This is a genomic window from Streptomyces purpurogeneiscleroticus (genome assembly GCF_020024005.1).
GTDB classification, from domain to species: domain Bacteria; phylum Actinomycetota; class Actinomycetes; order Streptomycetales; family Streptomycetaceae; genus Streptomyces; species Streptomyces purpurogeneiscleroticus.
This window is the reverse complement of record NZ_NHSG01000148.1, coordinates 1-16148: the sequence shown is the minus strand read 5'-3', so window position 1 is coordinate 16148 and position 16148 is coordinate 1. Positions and strand designations below refer to the sequence as shown.

14 protein-coding genes are annotated in these 16148 nt (G+C 71.6%); 12 read left to right on the top strand and 2 right to left on the bottom strand.

Annotation, left to right across the window (positions count from 1 at the left end; genetic code table 11):
• Together CCS38_RS08425 and CCS38_RS08420 are read left to right on the top strand one after the other, a co-directional pair.
• Positions 1-195: NADP-dependent isocitrate dehydrogenase (locus CCS38_RS08425; RefSeq protein WP_223732566.1), on the top strand; the 195-nt coding region annotated here is incomplete at its 5' end.
• Positions 188-2410 (top strand): NADP-dependent isocitrate dehydrogenase, encoded by a 2223-nt coding sequence (locus CCS38_RS08420; protein WP_223732565.1) that lies wholly within the window; start codon positions 188-190, stop codon positions 2408-2410. The genes CCS38_RS08425 and CCS38_RS08420, both read left to right, overlap by 8 nt.
• A 78-nt stretch (positions 2411-2488) precedes the next feature.
• Here the strand turns inward: CCS38_RS08420 and CCS38_RS08415 are convergent, their stop codons facing one another.
• Complete coding sequence (locus tag CCS38_RS08415) at positions 2489-3241, bottom strand: DUF2470 domain-containing protein (protein WP_223732564.1); 753 nt, start codon at positions 3239-3241, stop codon at positions 2489-2491.
• A 188-nt stretch (positions 3242-3429) separates the two neighbouring features.
• On the opposite strand from CCS38_RS08415, the gene rpsD reads away from it, so the two are divergent.
• Positions 3430-4041: a 30S ribosomal protein S4 gene (rpsD, locus tag CCS38_RS08410; protein WP_030251638.1), complete on the top strand. Its 612-nt coding sequence runs from the start codon at positions 3430-3432 to the stop codon at positions 4039-4041.
• Between the two features lie 54 nt (positions 4042-4095).
• Here the strand turns inward: rpsD and CCS38_RS08405 are convergent, their stop codons facing one another.
• Positions 4096-6279: an ATP-binding protein gene (locus CCS38_RS08405; RefSeq protein WP_223732563.1), complete on the bottom strand. Its 2184-nt coding sequence runs from the start codon at positions 6277-6279 to the stop codon at positions 4096-4098.
• Between the two features lie 209 nt (positions 6280-6488).
• On the opposite strand from CCS38_RS08405, the gene CCS38_RS08400 reads away from it, so the two are divergent.
• The 9 genes from CCS38_RS08400 to aroB all read left to right on the top strand — a co-directional run bounded on the left by CCS38_RS08400 (position 6489) and on the right by aroB (position 15941).
• Positions 6489-6923: a DUF948 domain-containing protein gene (locus CCS38_RS08400; RefSeq protein ID WP_223732562.1), complete on the top strand. Its 435-nt coding sequence runs from the start codon at positions 6489-6491 to the stop codon at positions 6921-6923.
• 7 nt (positions 6924-6930) lie between these two features.
• Complete coding sequence (locus CCS38_RS08395; protein ID WP_223732561.1) at positions 6931-7269, top strand: DUF6167 family protein; 339 nt, start codon at positions 6931-6933, stop codon at positions 7267-7269.
• Positions 7269-9938, top strand: a complete 2670-nt coding sequence (alaS, locus tag CCS38_RS08390; RefSeq protein ID WP_223732560.1) for an alanine--tRNA ligase — start codon at positions 7269-7271, stop codon at positions 9936-9938. Before CCS38_RS08395 ends, alaS begins: the two co-directional genes overlap by 1 nt.
• A 3-nt stretch (positions 9939-9941) precedes the next feature.
• A complete protein-coding gene (gene ruvX / locus CCS38_RS08385; protein WP_030251624.1) occupies positions 9942-10406 on the top strand; it encodes a Holliday junction resolvase RuvX in 465 nt (154 codons plus the stop codon).
• Between the two features lie 126 nt (positions 10407-10532).
• Positions 10533-12155, top strand: a complete 1623-nt coding sequence (gene mltG, locus CCS38_RS08380; protein WP_223732559.1) for an endolytic transglycosylase MltG — start codon at positions 10533-10535, stop codon at positions 12153-12155.
• Between the two features lie 34 nt (positions 12156-12189).
• Positions 12190-13023 carry a shikimate dehydrogenase gene (locus tag CCS38_RS08375; RefSeq protein WP_223732558.1) on the top strand — a complete coding sequence of 278 codons (834 nt, stop codon included), beginning with the start codon at positions 12190-12192 and terminating at the stop codon, positions 13021-13023.
• A 133-nt stretch (positions 13024-13156) separates the two neighbouring features.
• Entirely contained in the window at positions 13157-14341 is a 1185-nt protein-coding gene (aroC, locus tag CCS38_RS08370) for a chorismate synthase (RefSeq protein WP_223732557.1), read from the top strand.
• Complete coding sequence (locus CCS38_RS08365; protein ID WP_223732556.1) at positions 14338-14853, top strand: shikimate kinase; 516 nt, start codon at positions 14338-14340, stop codon at positions 14851-14853. The genes aroC and CCS38_RS08365 overlap by 4 nt, the downstream gene beginning before the upstream one ends.
• Positions 14850-15941 carry a 3-dehydroquinate synthase gene (gene aroB / locus CCS38_RS08360; protein ID WP_030251610.1) on the top strand — a complete coding sequence of 364 codons (1092 nt, stop codon included), beginning with the start codon at positions 14850-14852 and terminating at the stop codon, positions 15939-15941. Before CCS38_RS08365 ends, aroB begins: the two co-directional genes overlap by 4 nt.
• Positions 15942-16148: the final 207 nt, after the last annotated feature.

Here is a 16148-nt window from a genome sequence, read left to right as displayed (position 1 = left end):
GCCTCGACGGCCGGTGTCGCCGTGGAGAGCCGTGACATCTCGCTGGCGGGCCGGATCATCGCCAGCTTCCCCGAGCGTCTTCGGGAGGACCAGCGCATCGACGACGCGCTCGCCGAGCTGTCGAACGGGGGCCGCTCACGAGATATCTTGATGTCGAGCAATGTTGCAGACGTGGAGCGGAGCACCGGTGACTGACTCGACCATCATCTATACGCACACCGACGAGGCCCCGGCCCTGGCGACGTATTCGTTCCTGCCGGTGATCGAGGCATACGCCTCGACGGCCGGTGTCGCCGTGGAGAGCCGTGACATCTCGCTGGCGGGCCGGATCATCGCCAGCTTCCCCGAGCGTCTTCGGGAGGACCAGCGCATCGACGACGCGCTCGCCGAGCTCGGTGAGCTGGCGAAGACGCCCGAGGCGAACATCATCAAGCTGCCGAACATCTCGGCCTCGATCCCGCAGCTCAAGGCCGCGATCGCCGAGCTGCAGGAGCAGGGCTACGCCCTCCCGGACTACCCGGACGACCCGAAGACCGACGAGGAGCGCGACATCCGCGCCCGGTACGACAAGGTCAAGGGCAGCGCCGTCAACCCGGTCCTGCGCGAGGGCAACTCCGACCGCCGCGCCCCCGCGTCGGTCAAGAACTACGCCAAGGCCAACCCGCACCGCATGGGCGCCTGGTCCGCCGACTCCAAGACGAACGTCGCGCACATGACCGGCGACGACTTCCGCTCCACCGAGAAGTCCGTCGTCATCGCCGAGGACGGCGCGCTGCGCATCGAGCTGGTCGGTGACGACGGTTCCACCACCGTGCTGCGCGAGTCGGTGCCGGTGCTGGCGGGCGAGGTCGTGGACGCCTCCGTCATGCGCGTCGGCGCGCTGCGCGAGTTCCTCAAGGAGCAGGTCGCCCGCGCCAAGGCCGAGGGCGTGCTGTTCTCGGTGCACCTCAAGGCCACGATGATGAAGGTCTCCGACCCGATCATCTTCGGTCACGTGGTGCGTGCCTTCTTCCCGAAGACCTTCGCGAAGTACGCGGACGTGCTCGCCGGCGCCGGCCTGACCCCGAACGACGGCCTCGGCGGCATCTGGAAGGGCCTGGAGGCGCTGCCCCAGGGCGAGGAGATCAAGGCGTCCTTCGACGCCGAGCTCGCCGAGGGCCCGGACCTGGCGATGGTCGACTCGCACCGCGGCATCACCAACCTGCACGTCCCGAGCGACGTCATCGTCGACGCCTCCATGCCGGCCATGATCCGCACCTCGGGCCACATGTGGAACAAGGACGACCAGGAGCAGGACACCCTCGCGGTCATCCCGGACAGCAGCTACGCCGGCATCTACCAGGCCGTCATCGACGACTGCAAGGCCAATGGCGCGTACGACCCGTCGACCATGGGCTCGGTGCCGAACGTCGGCCTGATGGCGCAGAAGGCCGAGGAGTACGGCAGCCACGACAAGACCTTCGAGGTGCCCGCCACGGGCACCGTGCGGGTCGTCGACGGCAACGGCACCGCGCTGATCGAGCAGGAGGTCAGCGCCGGCGACATCTTCCGCGCCTGCCAGACCAAGGACATCCCGATCCGCGACTGGGTCAAGCTGGCCGTCACGCGCGCCCGCGCGACCGGCGACCCGGCCGTGTTCTGGCTGGACGAGAGCCGCGCGCACGACGCGAACCTCATCGCCAAGGTCAAGCAGTACCTCCCGGAGCACGACACGGAGGGCCTGCAGATCGAGATCATGTCCCCGTTCGAGGCGACCAAGTTCTCCGTGGAGCGCATCCGCCGCGGCGAGAACACGATCTCGGTGACCGGCAACGTGCTGCGTGACTACCTCACCGACCTGTTCCCGATCCTGGAGCTCGGCACGAGCGCCAAGATGCTCTCGGTCGTGCCGCTGATCAACGGCGGTGGCCTCTTCGAGACCGGCGCCGGCGGCTCCGCGCCCAAGCACGTCCAGCAGCTGGTCAAGGAGAACTACCTGCGCTGGGACAGCCTGGGTGAGTTCCTCGCGCTCGCGGTGAGCTTCGAGCACCTCGCGCAGAAGACGGGCAACGCGCGCGCCCAGGTGCTCGCCGACACCCTCGACCGCGCGACCGGCACGTTCCTCGCGGAGAACAAGTCGCCCAGCCGCAAGCTCGGCGGCATCGACAACCGCGGCAGCCACTTCTACCTCGCGCTGTACTGGGCGCAGGAGCTGGCCAAGCAGACCGAGGACGCCAAGCTGGCCGAGGCGTTCGCCGAGCTGGCCAAGACGCTGGCCGAGCAGGAGCAGACGATCGTGGACGAGCTGGTCGCCGTCCAGGGCAAGCCGGCCGACATCGGCGGCTACTACCAGCCCGACGTGGCCAAGGCCGCGGCCGTCATGCGGCCGTCCGCCACGCTGAACAAGGCGCTCGCCTCGCTCAGCGCCTGACGCCGCCCACGGGCGGCTGCCCGTACGCGTACCGCCCCGGCCGGTCCCACGACCAGCCGGGGCGGTCCCGTACGGTCCTCACGCCGCCGCGTCGAAGAGGTGGTGCATCGCCCGCCGCAGCTCCATCAGGTCGCGCACGGGCGAGGGGAAGTCGAAGCGGGCGTCGAAGACCTGGTGGCCGGGGTCGGCGAAGCGGACCCGCAGCCCGAAGCGGTCCAGCGCGACGGGTACGACCGTGCCGCGCGCCGCGCAGACCTGCTCGGCGCGGTCGCCGAGCAGCCCGCACAGGTCGCGCACCTGCTCCTCGTGCGAGGAGTGCAGATGCTGCAGCAGCTCGGCCTCGTGGCCCGCTACGGGGTCCGGAGCGGCCTGCGTGAATTCCTCGGGCTCGACGGAGTCCGCGCCCCACAGATCGTCCACGGTGGCCTCGCCGACCTCCAGGCGCAGCATCATCCAGGCGGCCCGCCCGACGGTGCCGGGCAGCGGGTCGGGGCGCAGCGCCTCGCCGATGCCCAGCAGTTCGCCGACGGGGTGCCGCTCGGCGAGCAGCCGGGCGGCGTGGGCCCGGTCCTCGCCGCGTACGGGGGTCAGCCAGCCGGCGATCCAGGCCCGTCCGCGGATGCGATGGGGCACCGAAACGGGGGCGACGTCCGTGAGTTCCATCACGGCGGTGACGTCGTCGTCCTGGGCGTGTGCGGCGGCCCGGGCGGCCGCGGAATCCCCAGGAACCAGGAGTAGCACGTCTCCTGAGGCGTCGACCGTTCTGCAGGCGGGCGCGGCGAAGCCGGCTTCGTCGAGATCGTGGACTCCGGGAATGGTCAGAGACGCCATAGCATGGGAATCCACGAGGGTTCGCACACGCTCGGCGGCGGTCGGCTGCTGGGCGTCTTCCGTGGGACGCGGCTGACCCGCCTCGGTGCTCTGGCCAGCACTGGGCAGGGGGTTCCCAGGTCGATACATGCGGTCTCCTCGCGCTGCTAAGGTAAGCCTCACCTAACTTACATGGAGGTCCGTTCCACGTGAACCAGTCGCGTCCCAAGGTCAAGAAGTCCCGCGCGCTCGGCATCGCGCTGACTCCGAAGGCCGTCAAGTACTTCGAGGCCCGTCCGTACCCGCCCGGCGAGCACGGCCGCGGTCGCAAGCAGAGCAGTGACTACAAGGTCCGGCTGCTGGAGAAGCAGCGGCTGCGCGCCCAGTACGACATCAGCGAGCGCCAGATGGTGCGGGCCTACGACCGCGCCCGCAAGGTCGACATGAAGACCGGCGAAGCGCTGATCATCGAGCTGGAGCGCCGCCTGGACGCGCTCGTCCTGCGCTCCGGCCTGGCCCGCACGATCTACCAGGCCCGCCAGATGGTCGTGCACGGCCACATCTCGGTGAACGACCGCAAGGTCGACAAGCCGTCCTTCCGCGTCCGCCCCGGCGACGTCGTGATGGTCCGCGAGCGCAGCCGCGAGAAGCACCCCTTCCAGGTCGCGCGTGAGGGTGGCTACGCCCCCGACGGCGAGACCCCGCGCTACCTGGAGGTCAACCTCCAGGCGCTGGCGTTCCGCCTGGACCGGGACCCCAACCGCAAGGAAATCCCGGTCATCTGCGACGAGCAGCTGGTCGTCGAGTACTACGCGCGCTGAGCGAGCAGCCCGGCAGCGCACGGCCCGCGCGCCGCTTTCGTGGCGCGCGCTGCCTCAGCCCGCCGTCTCCCCGCCGTTCGCGGCAGGGGACACGGCGGGCTCGCCGGTTTCCGGGGGCCTGCTCCCCGCCCCGCCGCGCGGCCGGGGAAGTTCGCCCAGGATCCGGGTGACGGCCGCGTCCAGGTCCAGCGCCCGGCCCCGCCGCACGGCCACCTCGTATCCCGCGTCGCCCAGCTCCCCGCGGGCCCGCCGCTCGCACAGCTCGTGCGGCTGGTTGAAGAAGTGGGAGCCGAACAGCTGCGGCCCGACCGACGGCCAGATCCGCGCCGCGATCCCCTGCAGCACAGCCGCCTCCGCCGCGTCCCCTTCGTCCAGCGTGACCAGCGCCAGCAGCTCCACCGCCAGCACCGCGCCCAGCAGGTCGTGGAAGGTGTGGTCGATCACCAGGCACTCGGTCAGCAGCCGGCGCGCGCCCGGCAGGTCCCCGCGCGTCCAGGCCGCGTACGCCAGGACGTACAGCGCGTACGCCTGTGCCCACCGCTCGCCGTGATCCGCACACACCTCCCGGACCTCGGCGCACAGCTCCTCGGCCGCCGCCAGATCGCCGCCGAAGGCCACCGCCATGGCCAGTTCGATCTGTGCCATCAGTACGTTGCTGTTCAGCTCGCCGATCTCGCGGTAGGCCGCCAGCGCCGCCCGCAGCAGCGTTTCGGCACGCGGCATGTCGTCACCGGTCAGCGCCAGACAGCCGAGCCGGTGCTGCGCATAGGCGGCGGCCCGCGCGTTCCCCGCGCGCTCCGCCTCCGCGCGGCACTGCTCCAGCGCGTACAGCGCGCCGATCGGATCGCCCTGGAGCACCGCGACATAGCCGGTCACCCACAGCGCCTTCAGCCGCGCGTCCTGATGGTCGGCCGGCATCTCCAGGGACCGCTCCAGCCAGTGCCGCCCCTCCGACAGCCGGCCGCAGCCGACCCAGAAGAACCACAGCGTCCCGGCCAGAAACTGCCCCAGATACGCCTCCTCCGGCACTTCCAGGCTGTGCTCCAGCGCGAGGCGCACATTGGGCAGCTCCACATCGAGGCGGGCGGCCACCTCGTCCTGCCGCGGCCCGAACCAGTCCAGCTCGCACCAGGTGGCCAGGCCCACGTACCAGTCGCGGTGCCGGCGCCGCAGCCGCTCGGTGTCGTCCAGCGCCGCCAGCCAGTCCGCGCCGTAGGCCCGTACCGTGTCCAGCATCCGGTAGCGCACCCCGACCGGGGTCTCCTCGCGGACCACCACCGACTGCGCGACCAGCTCGGTGAGCACGTCCAGCAGCTCGTCGGCGGGCAGATCGGGGCCCGAGCAGACGTACTCGGCCGCCTCCAGGTCGAACTGCGCGGCGAACACCGAGAGCCGCGCCCACAGCAGCCGCTCCTGCGGCGTGCACAGCTCGTGGCTCCAGCCGATGGCCGTGCGCAGCCTCTGATGGCGCGGCAGGATGTCCCGGTCGGTACCGGTCAGCAGCCGGAAGCGGTCGTCCAGCCGGTGCAGCACCTGGTCGACCGAGAGGGCGCGCAGCCGGCCGGCGGCCAGCTCCAGCGCGAGCGGGATGCCGTCGAGCCGGTGGCACAGCTCGGCGACCGCCGCGCTGTTGGCCTCGTCGACGGTGAAACCCGGCACCACGCAGGCGGCCCGGTCGGCGAACAGCTCGCCCGCCTCCGCGTCCGGCAGCGGCAGCAGCGGACAGGTCCGCTCCCCGGGCAGCCCCAGCGGGCGCCGGCCCGCCGCCAGCACCCGTACGCCGGGCGCCCGCCGCAGCAGCTGCGCGACCAGCGGCGCGCACTCGGCCACCAGGTGCTCGAAGCCGTCCAGCACGAGGAGCAGCTCGCTGCCGGCGAGGTCGTCGCAGAGCGCCTCGCGGGCCGGGCGACCGCTGTGGTCGGCCAGCGCCAGCGACTCGGCGACGGCGTGGTCCAGCAAGTGCGGTTCCTGCACGGCGGACAGCTCGATCAGCCACACCCCGTCGCGGAAGCGGTCCGCCAGGGCCCGGCCGGCCTGCGTCGCGAGCCGGGTCTTGCCCACCCCGCCCATGCCCGTGAGCGTGACCAGCCGCGCGCCCTCCACCATTCCGGTCAGCGCGGCCAGTTCGTCCGAGCGCCCGATGAACCGGTTCAGCTCCGCGGGCAGGTTGCCCGGGGCCGGCGAGCGGTGGCAGCGGTCTCGGAAAGCAGCGGGGTCCGGTCCCCGGGAGCGTCGCATGGCACACGGAGCGTACTCGGAGGTGTGCGGACCGTACAATCGCGCCGCCCGCTCCCGGGTGCGCGGTCCGCCGTACCGCCGCCACCCCGGAAACCGGCCGTGGCACACGGGAACACGGTGCGGAGCGGGAGCCCCGGCGCGATAGGGTCGAAGTCTGCCGATCGAGCAGGACGAGACAAGCAGAGAACCAGTCGGAAAGTGGTGTGCGCGTGTCCGGTGGAGAGGTGGCCGGGATCCTCGTGGCCGTCTTCTGGGCGATCCTCGTGTCGTTCCTCGCCCTCGTGCTGGTGAGGCTCGCGCAGACGCTCAAGGCGACCACCAAGATGGTCTCCGAGGTGTCCGAGAAGGCCGTGCCGCTGCTCGCCGACGCCTCCGCGACCGTCCGCTCCGCGCACACCCAGCTCGCCCGCGTCGACGCGATCGCCTCCGACGTCCAGGAGGTCACCGCCAACGCCTCCGCGCTCTCCTCGACTGTCTCCTCCGCCTTCGGCGGCCCGCTGGTCAAGGTCGCGGCGTTCGGCTACGGCGTCCGCCGCGCGCTCGGCAAGAAGGGCGCGCCCGAGCCCGAGCACACCGTCGTCGTCGGCCGCACCCTGCCCGCCGCCCGCCGGAGCGGGCGCCGCACCCGTCGCTCCAAGGACTGATCACGCGATGTTCCGCCGCGCATTCTGGTTCACCACCGGCGCAGCCGCCGGGGTGTGGGCCACCAACAAGGTCCACCGCAAACTGCGCAAGCTCCAGCCCGACAGTCTCGCGGCCCAGGCCGCGGACAAGGCGGTGGAGACCGGACACCGGCTGCGTCAATTTGCATTGGACGTACGCGACGGAATGGCGGACCGTGAAGAGCAGTTGCACGAAGCGCTCGGTCTGACGGAGACCGGAGCGGCGCGCGAGCTGCCGCCCGCCCGGCCGGCCGCCGCGCTCGAATCGCACCACCCCACGACACGCATCACCCGGAAAACCGGACCGAACCGAAACGAGGACCACTGATGGAGTCGGCTGAAATCCGCCGCCGCTGGCTGAGCTTCTTCGAGGAGCGCGGGCACACCGTCGTGCCTTCGGCGTCGCTCATCGCGGACGACCCGACGCTGCTGCTGGTCCCCGCGGGCATGGTCCCCTTCAAGCCCTACTTCCTCGGCGAGGTCAAGCCGCCCGCCCCGCGCGCCACCAGCGTCCAGAAGTGCGTCCGCACGCCGGACATCGAAGAGGTCGGCAAGACCACCCGGCACGGCACGTTCTTCCAGATGTGCGGCAACTTCTCCTTCGGCGACTACTTCAAGGAAGGCGCCATCAAGTACGCCTGGGAGCTGCTGACCAGCTCGCAGGCGGACGGCGGCTACGGCCTGGACCCGGAGAAGCTCTGGATCACCGTCTACCTGGACGACGACGAGGCCGAGCGCATCTGGCACGAGGTCGTCGGCGTGCCCAAGGAGCGCATCCAGCGCCTGGGCAAGAAGGAGAACTACTGGTCCATGGGCGTGCCGGGCCCGTGCGGCCCGTGCTCCGAGATCAACTACGACCGCGGCCCCGAGTTCGGGATCGAGGGCGGCCCGGCCGTCAACGACGAGCGGTACGTGGAGATCTGGAACCTGGTCTTCATGCAGTACGAGCGCGGCGAGGGGACTTCGAAGGAGGACTTCGAGATCCTCGGCGAGCTGCCCAGCAAGAACATCGACACCGGCCTCGGTCTCGAACGCCTCGCCATGATCCTGCAGGGCGTACAGAACATGTACGAGACCGACACCATGCGCGTGGTCATCGACAAGGCCACCGACCTGACCGGTGTGGCCTACGGCGCCGGGCACGACACCGACGTCTCGCTGCGCGTGGTCGCCGACCACATCCGTACGTCCGTCATGCTCATCGGCGACGGCGTCACGCCCGGCAACGAGGGCCGCGGTTACGTGCTGCGCCGCATCATGCGCCGCGCCATCCGCAACATGCGCCTGCTGGGCGCCACCGACCCGGTCGTCGCCGACCTCATCGACGTGGTCATCAAGACGATGGGCCAGCAGTACCCGGAGCTGATCCAGGACCGTAAGCGCATCGAAACCGTGGCCCTCGCCGAGGAGGCCGCCTTCCTCAAGACGCTGAAGGCCGGCACGAACATCCTCGACACCGCCGTGACCGAGACCAAGGCCGCCGGCGGCAAGGTCCTCCCCGGCGACAAGGCGTTCCTGCTCCACGACACCTGGGGCTTCCCGATCGACCTCACCCTCGAAATGGCCGCCGAGCAGGGCCTGTCGGTGGACGAGACCGGGTTCCGCCGCCTGATGAAGGAGCAGCGGGAGCGCGCCAAGGCCGACGCCCAGGCCAAGAAGCACGGCCACGCCGACCTGTCCGCCTACCGCCAGGTCGCCGACAGCTCCGGCTCGACGGTCTTCACCGGCTACACCAACACCCAGGGCGAGTCCTCCGTGGTCGGCCTGCTGGTCGACGGCGTCTCCGCCCCGGCCGCCCACGAGGGTGACGAGGTCGAGGTCGTCCTGGACCGCACGCCGTTCTACGCCGAGGGCGGCGGCCAGCTCGCCGACACCGGCCGCATCAAGACCGACTCGGGCGCCATCATCGAGGTGCGCGACGTTCAACAGCCGGTCCCCGGCGTCACCGTGCACAAGGGCTCCGTCCAGGTCGGCGAGGTCACCGTGGGCTCGCCCGCGTACGCCGCCATCGACGTCACGCGCCGCCGGGCCATCGCCCGCGCCCACAGCGCCACGCACCTCACGCACCAGGCGCTGCGCGACGCTCTCGGCCCCACGGCCGCCCAGGCCGGTTCGGAGAACTCCCCGGGCCGCTTCCGGTTCGACTTCGGCTCGCCGACCGCCGTGCCCGGCACGGTCCTCACGGACGTCGAGCAGAAGATCAACGAGGTCCTCTCGCGCGAACTGGACGTCACCGCCGAGGTGATGAGCATGGACGACGCCAAGAAGCAGGGCGCCATCGCCGAGTTCGGCGAGAAGTACGGCGACCGGGTGCGCGTGGTGACCATCGGTGACTTCTCCAAGGAGCTGTGCGGCGGTACGCACGTCCACAACACCGCCCAGCTGGGCCTGGTGAAGCTGCTCGGCGAGTCCTCCATCGGCTCCGGCGTGCGCCGCGTGGAGGCCCTGGTGGGCGTCGACGCGTACAACTTCCTGGCCCGTGAGCACACGGTCGTCTCGCAGCTGACCGAGCTGGTCAAGGGCCGGCCCGAGGAGCTGCCCGAGAAGATTTCCGGCGTGCTGGCCAAGCTCAAGGACGCCGAGAAGCAGATCGAGCAGTTCCGCGCGGAGAAGGTCCTGCAGGCCGCCGCCGGGCTCGCCGAGGGCGCCAAGAACGTGAACGGCATCGCGCTGGCCTCCGGCCAGGTGCCCGACGGCACCTCCGCCGACGACCTGCGCAAGCTCGTCCTGGACGTGCGCGGCCGCATTCCGTCCGACCGCCCGGCCGTGGTCGCCCTGTTCACGGTCACCAACGGCCGCCCGCTGACCGTCATCGCCACCAACGAGGCCGCCCGTGAGCGCGGCATCAAGGCCGGCGACCTGGTCCGTACGGCCGCCAAGACCCTCGGCGGCGGTGGCGGCGGCAAGCCGGACGTCGCCCAGGGCGGCGGCCAGAACGGCGCGGCCGTGCCCGAGGCCATCGAGGCCGTCGAGCGGCTCGTGGCGCAGGCGGGCTGACCGTTGCGACGAGGCAGGCGGATCGCCGTCGATGTCGGGGACGCCCGGATCGGGGTCGCCTCGTGCGACCCCGACGGGGTCCTCGCGACCCCGGTGGAGACCGTGCCGGGACGTGATGTCCCGGCCGCCCACCGGCGCCTGGCGGCGATCATCGAGGAGTACGAACCGCTGGAGGTCGTCGTCGGCCTGCCCCGCTCCCTGAACGGGGGAGAGGGGCCGGCCGCGGCCAAGGTGCGGGCCTTCGCGCAGCAGATGGCAGCGAACATCGCGCCCGTGCCGGTACGGCTCGTGGACGAGCGGATGTCGACCGTCACCGCAGCTCAGGGCATGCGCGCCTCCGGAGTGAAGGCCAAGAAGGGACGTTCCGCCATCGATCAGGCGGCGGCCGTCGTCATCCTCCAGAGCGCGCTGGAGACCGAACGTACCTCCGGTCAGGCGCCCGGAGAGAGCGTCGAGGCGGCCGGCTGATCGCGGTACGGTAACGTTCCGCGCGACCGGCCGCGTTCGAACAGTGGCGCGTGCAAGAAGAGGCGGTCAGTACGTCGGATGCGCTGCCGGACACGGAGCGCACCGCCTCGCGGCTCTAGGGGATCGATGACTGAGTATGGCCGGGGCCACGGCTCCGAACCGTGGCATCCCGAGGACCCTCTCTACGGAGAGTCCTACGGCGGCCAGGGTGCCTACGGCGGCCAGGCTTCCTACGGGAACCAGGACCCTTACGCGGGGCAGCAGCCGGGCTGGGGCGCCCCCGGGCAGGAGCAGCAGCACCACCAGTACGAGTACGACGCGTACGCCCAGGCCGGGCAGCCCGGTGGCGTGCCGTACGACCCGTACGGTCAGCAGCCCGACCCCTACGGCGGCGCCGCACCGGGCTACTACGGCACGCACGACGGCTACCCGCCCCCGCCCCCGCCTCAGCAGCAGCACCAGCAGCAGCTGAGACACGACCAGACGGCGCCGATGCCCGTCATGCCCCCGGGGCCGCAGGCCGGCGACTGGCAGGCCGCGGAGCACGACGAGCCCTGGCAGGACGGGCCGGCCCGGCGCGAGCCGGAGCCGGAGCACGCCTTCTTCGCGGGCGGCGACCCGGACCATGACGAGGACGAGGCCCCCGCGCCGCGCGGGAACCGCCGATCGGCGCGCGAGCGCCGCGACAAGGACCAGCGCCCGAAGCGGCGCGGCCGCGGCCTCGCGACGGTCGTCGTCCTCGCGGTGCTCGCCGGCGGCGGCTACCTCGCCTACGACCGCTTCGCGCCTCCGCCGGACTACGAGGGCGCGGGCACCGGCAGCGTGCAGGTGGAGATCCCGGACGGCTCGCCGGTGATGCAGATGGGGCTGCTCCTCAAGGAGGAGGGCGTCGTCAAGAGCGCCGACGCGTTCACCGCGGCGGTCACCGAGAACGCCAAGGCCGAGGCGGGACTCCAGCCGGGCGTCTACACGCTGCGCAAGGAGATGTCGGCGGCCTCGGCCGTGGCGCTGATGCTCAGCCCGGAGAGCCGCAACAACCTGACGATCCCCGAGGGCTCGCGCGCCGTCGCGGTCTACGAGCGCATCGACAAAAAGCTCGAACTGAAGACCGGTACGACCAAGAAGGTCGCCGCGAGCCAGGCGAAGAATCTCGGCCTGCCGTCCTGGGCGGACAACGACCCCGACATAAAGGACCCGCTGGAAGGCTTCCTGTACCCCTCGACGTACGAGGTGAACAAGAAGATGAAGCCGGCGGATGTGCTCAAACAGATGATCGAGCGGGCGAAGCAGAACTACGCCCGCTACGACCTCGCGGGACAGGCCAGGAAACTCGGTCTGGATTCGCCGCTGGACCTCGTCACGGTCGCCAGCCTCACCCAGGCCGAGGGCACCTCGCACGACGATTTCCGCAAGATGGCCGAGGTCATCTACAACCGCCTGGACCCGGGCAATTCGCAGACCTACGGCAAGCTCGAATTCGACTCGACGTACAACTACATCAAGAACCAGAGCGAACTCGACATTCCGATCAGCGCCATCAAGAACTACGACAACCCCTACAACACGTACTTCTACAAGGGGCTGCCGCCGGGGCCGATCGGAAATCCGGGCGAGGATGCGCTGAAGGCGTCGATCAACCCGACCGAGGACGGCTGGTACTACTTCGTCGCCATCAACGGGAAGACGTCGTTCGCCAAGACCTACGCCGAGCACGAAAAGCTCGTCGAGGAATTCAACAAGACCCGCTAGAACCAAGACCCGCTGGAAGGCTGAGGACGGACCGGTGTCGGCAACCCACCACAAGGCGGCGGTCCTCGGATCGCCCATCGCCCACTCGCTCTCGCCGGTGCTGCACCGCGCCGCGTACGACGAACTGGGCCTGGCCGGTCGGGAGTACGGCCGCTTCGAGATCGACGAGGCGGCCCTGCCCGGCTTCCTGGCGGGGCTGGACGACGCCGAGTGGGCGGGCCTGTCGCTCACCATGCCGCTCAAGCGCGCGGTCATCCCGCTGCTGGACGGGATCAGCGACACCGCCGCCTCCGTCGAGGCCGTCAACACCGTGCTCTTCACCGAGGACGGCCGCCGCGTCGGCGACAACACCGATATCCCCGGCATCCAGGAGGCGCTGCGCGAGCGGGGCGTGACGAGCGTCGAGAGCGCCGCCATCCTCGGGGCGGGCGCCACCGCCTCCTCGGCGCTGGCCGCGCTCGCCCGCATCTGCACCGGTGAGGTGACCGTGTACGTCCGCAGCCAGGCGCGCGCGGACGAGATGCGCGGCTGGGGCGAGCGGCTGGGCGTCCCCGTGCGCACCGCCCTCTGGGACGCCGCCGCGAGCGCCTTCGCCGCGCCCCTGGTGATCGCCACCACCCCGGCCGGGACCACGGACGCGCTGGCCGGCGCGGTGCCCGAGCGCCCCGGCACCCTCTTCGACGTGCTGTACGAGCCGTGGCCCACCGCGCTCGCCGCCGCCTGGTCGGCGCGCGGCGGCGCCGTCGTCGGCGGCCTGGACCTCCTGGTCCACCAGGCCGTCCTCCAGGTCGAGCGGATGACCGGCTGCGAGCGGGCCCCGCTGGCCGCGATGCGCAAGGCGGGCGAGGCGGCGCTGGCGGCCCGCTGACGGCCGCGTACCCGGCCACCGGCCGGGGCCGGACCCCGGGGCGGCGGTCCGCTCCCTGGACTGACCGCCGGCCGCGGCGCCGGACGTGGGAGGATCAGGGGAAGACCGTACGCGCAGTACATGAGGAGCACCGTTGAGCAGGTTGCGCTGGCTGACGGCGGGGGAGTCGCACGGCCCCGCACTGGTGGCGACGCTGGAGGGCCTTCCGGCCGGCGTCCCCGTTACCACGGACATGGTGGCGGACGCCCTGGCCCGTCGCCGGCTCGGCTATGGCCGCGGTGCCCGCATGAAGTTCGAGCGCGACGAGGTGACCTTCCTCGGCGGCGTCCGGCACGGCCGCTCGCTCGGCTCGCCCATCGCGATCATGGTGGGCAACACCGAGTGGCCCAAGTGGGAAAAGGTCATGGCGGCCGACCCGGTGGACGAGGCGGAGCTGGCCGAGCTGGCCCGTAACGCGCCGCTGACCCGCCCGCGCCCCGGCCACGCGGACCTGGCCGGCATGCAGAAGTACGGCTTCGACGAGGCCCGCCCGGTCCTGGAGCGCGCCTCGGCGCGCGAGACCGCGGCCCGGGTGGCGCTGGGCGCGGTGGCCCGCTCCTACCTCAAGGAGACGGCCGGCATCGAGATCGTCAGCCACGTCGTCGAGCTGGCCGCGGCCAAGGCCCCGTACGGCGTGTACCCGAAGCCCTCCGACGTCGAGAAGCTGGACGCGGACCCGGTGCGCTGCCTGGACGAGGCGGCGTCGAAGGCGATGGTCGCGGAGATCGACCAGGCCCACAAGGACGGCGACACGCTCGGCGGCGTCGTCGAGGTCCTCGCGTACGGCGTACCGGTCGGCCTCGGCTCGCACGTCCACTGGGACCGCCGCCTGGACGCCCGGCTGGCCGGTGCCCTGATGGGCATCCAGGCGATCAAGGGCGTCGAGGTCGGCGACGGCTTCGACCTGGCCCGCGTGCCCGGCTCGAAGGCACACGACGAGATCCTCGCGACCGACGAGGGGATCAAGCGCGCCTCCGGCCGTGCCGGCGGCACGGAAGGCGGCCTGACCACCGGCGAGCTGCTGCGCGTCCGCGCCGCGATGAAGCCGATCGCGACCGTCCCGCGCGCCCTGGCCACCGTGGACGTCTCCACCGGTGAGGTCGCGCAGGCCCACCACCAGCGCTCGGACGTGTGCGCGGTGCCGGCCGCCGGCATCGTGGCCGAGGCCATGGTCGCGCTGGTCCTCGCGGACGCCGTCGCGGAGAAGTTCGGCGGCGACAGCGTGCCCGAGACCCGCCGGAACGTCGAGTCGTTCCTCGAGAACCTGGCGATCCGGTGACCGGTCCGGCCGTCGTCCTCGTCGGCCCCATGGGGGTGGGGAAGACCACGACCGGAATGGCGCTCGCCGAGCGCCTGGGCACCACCTTCCGGGACACCGACGCGGACATCGTCGCGGGCGCCGGCAAGCCGATCGCGGAGATCTTCATCGACGAGGGCGAGCCGCACTTCCGCGAGCTGGAGCGGCAGGCGGTACGCGCCGCGGTGACCGAGCACGCCGGGGTACTGGCGCTCGGCGGCGGCGCGATCCTGGACGCCTCCACCCGTGAGCTGCTGTCCGGGCTGCCCGTCGTCTTCCTGGAGATGGGCGTGGCCGAGGCGGTCAAGCGGGTCGGCCTGGACGCGCCGCGCCCGCTGCTGGCGGTCAACCCCCGGCAGCGCTGGCGCGAGCTGATGGCCGAGCGCCGCCCGCTGTACATGGAGGTGTCCCGCGCCGTGGTGTCCACGGAGGGACGTACCCCCGAGGACGTCGCCGAGGCCGTCCTCGACGCATTGGAGCTGAGGAAAGCATGACCGACGCACCCATCCGCATCCAGGTCGGCGGCTCGGCCGGTTCGGACCCGTACGAGGTCCTCATCGGCCGGCAGCTGCTCGGCGAGCTCCCGGGCCTGATCGGCAAGCAGACCAAGCGCGTCGCCGTACTGCACCCCGAGGCGCTGGCCGCCACCGGTGAGGCGCTGCGCGAGGACCTCGCGGGCCAGGGCTACGAGGCCATCGCCATCCAGCTGCCGAACGCCGAGGAGGCCAAGACGGCCGAGGTCGCGGCGTACTGCTGGAAGGCGCTGGGCCAGACCGGCTTCACGCGGACGGACTTCATCGTGGGCGTCGGCGGCGGCGCCACCACCGACCTGGCGGGCTTCGTGGCGGCCACCTGGCTGCGCGGAGTGCGCTGGATCGCCGTACCGACGACCGTGCTGGGCATGGTCGACGCGGCCGTGGGCGGCAAGACGGGCATCAACACCGCCGAGGGCAAGAACCTCGTCGGCGCCTTCCACCCGCCCGCCGGCGTGCTGTGCGACCTCGCCTCGCTGGACTCCCTGCCGGTGCACGACTACGTCTCGGGGCTGGCCGAGGTCATCAAGGCGGGCTTCATCGCCGACCCGGCCATCCTGGAGCTCATCGAGGGCGACCCGGAGGGCGCGAAGCGCCCCGACGGCCCGCACACCGCCGAGCTGATCGAGCGCGCCATCCGCGTCAAGGCCGAGGTGGTCTCCGGCGACCTCAAGGAGGCGGGCCGCCGGGAGATCCTCAACTACGGGCACACCCTGGCGCACGCCATCGAGAAGAACGAGCGGTACAACTGGCGCCACGGCGCGGCCGTTTCGGTGGGCATGGTCTTCGCCGCCGAGCTCGGCCGGATCGCCGGCCGGCTGGACGACGCGACCGCCGACCGGCACCGTGCCGTCCTCGGCGCGGTCGGCCTGCCGCTGACCTACCGGGGCGACCAGTGGCCCAAGCTGCTGGAGACCATGAAGGTCGACAAGAAGTCCCGCGGCGACCTGCTGCGCTTCATCGTCCTGGACGGGCTGGCCAAGCCGACCGTGATGGAGGGCCCCGACCCGGCCATGCTCCTCGCGGCCCACGCCGAAATCGCCGCCTGACCACCTATCGGGCACTTTCCGCCGCCCCCGGCCGTTCCCTCAACTACGGCCGGGGGCGGTACTGTTCGATACCGTTCCAGCACCTCACCCCACGAGACGGAGAGCCACCGGATGCAGCACCCAGGGGGGGTTCCGCTGCCACTGCCTCATGTGCCGGGCAGCGCCGGGACCTGGACCGACCCCCAGGCCCGCTCCATACCCTCCGGG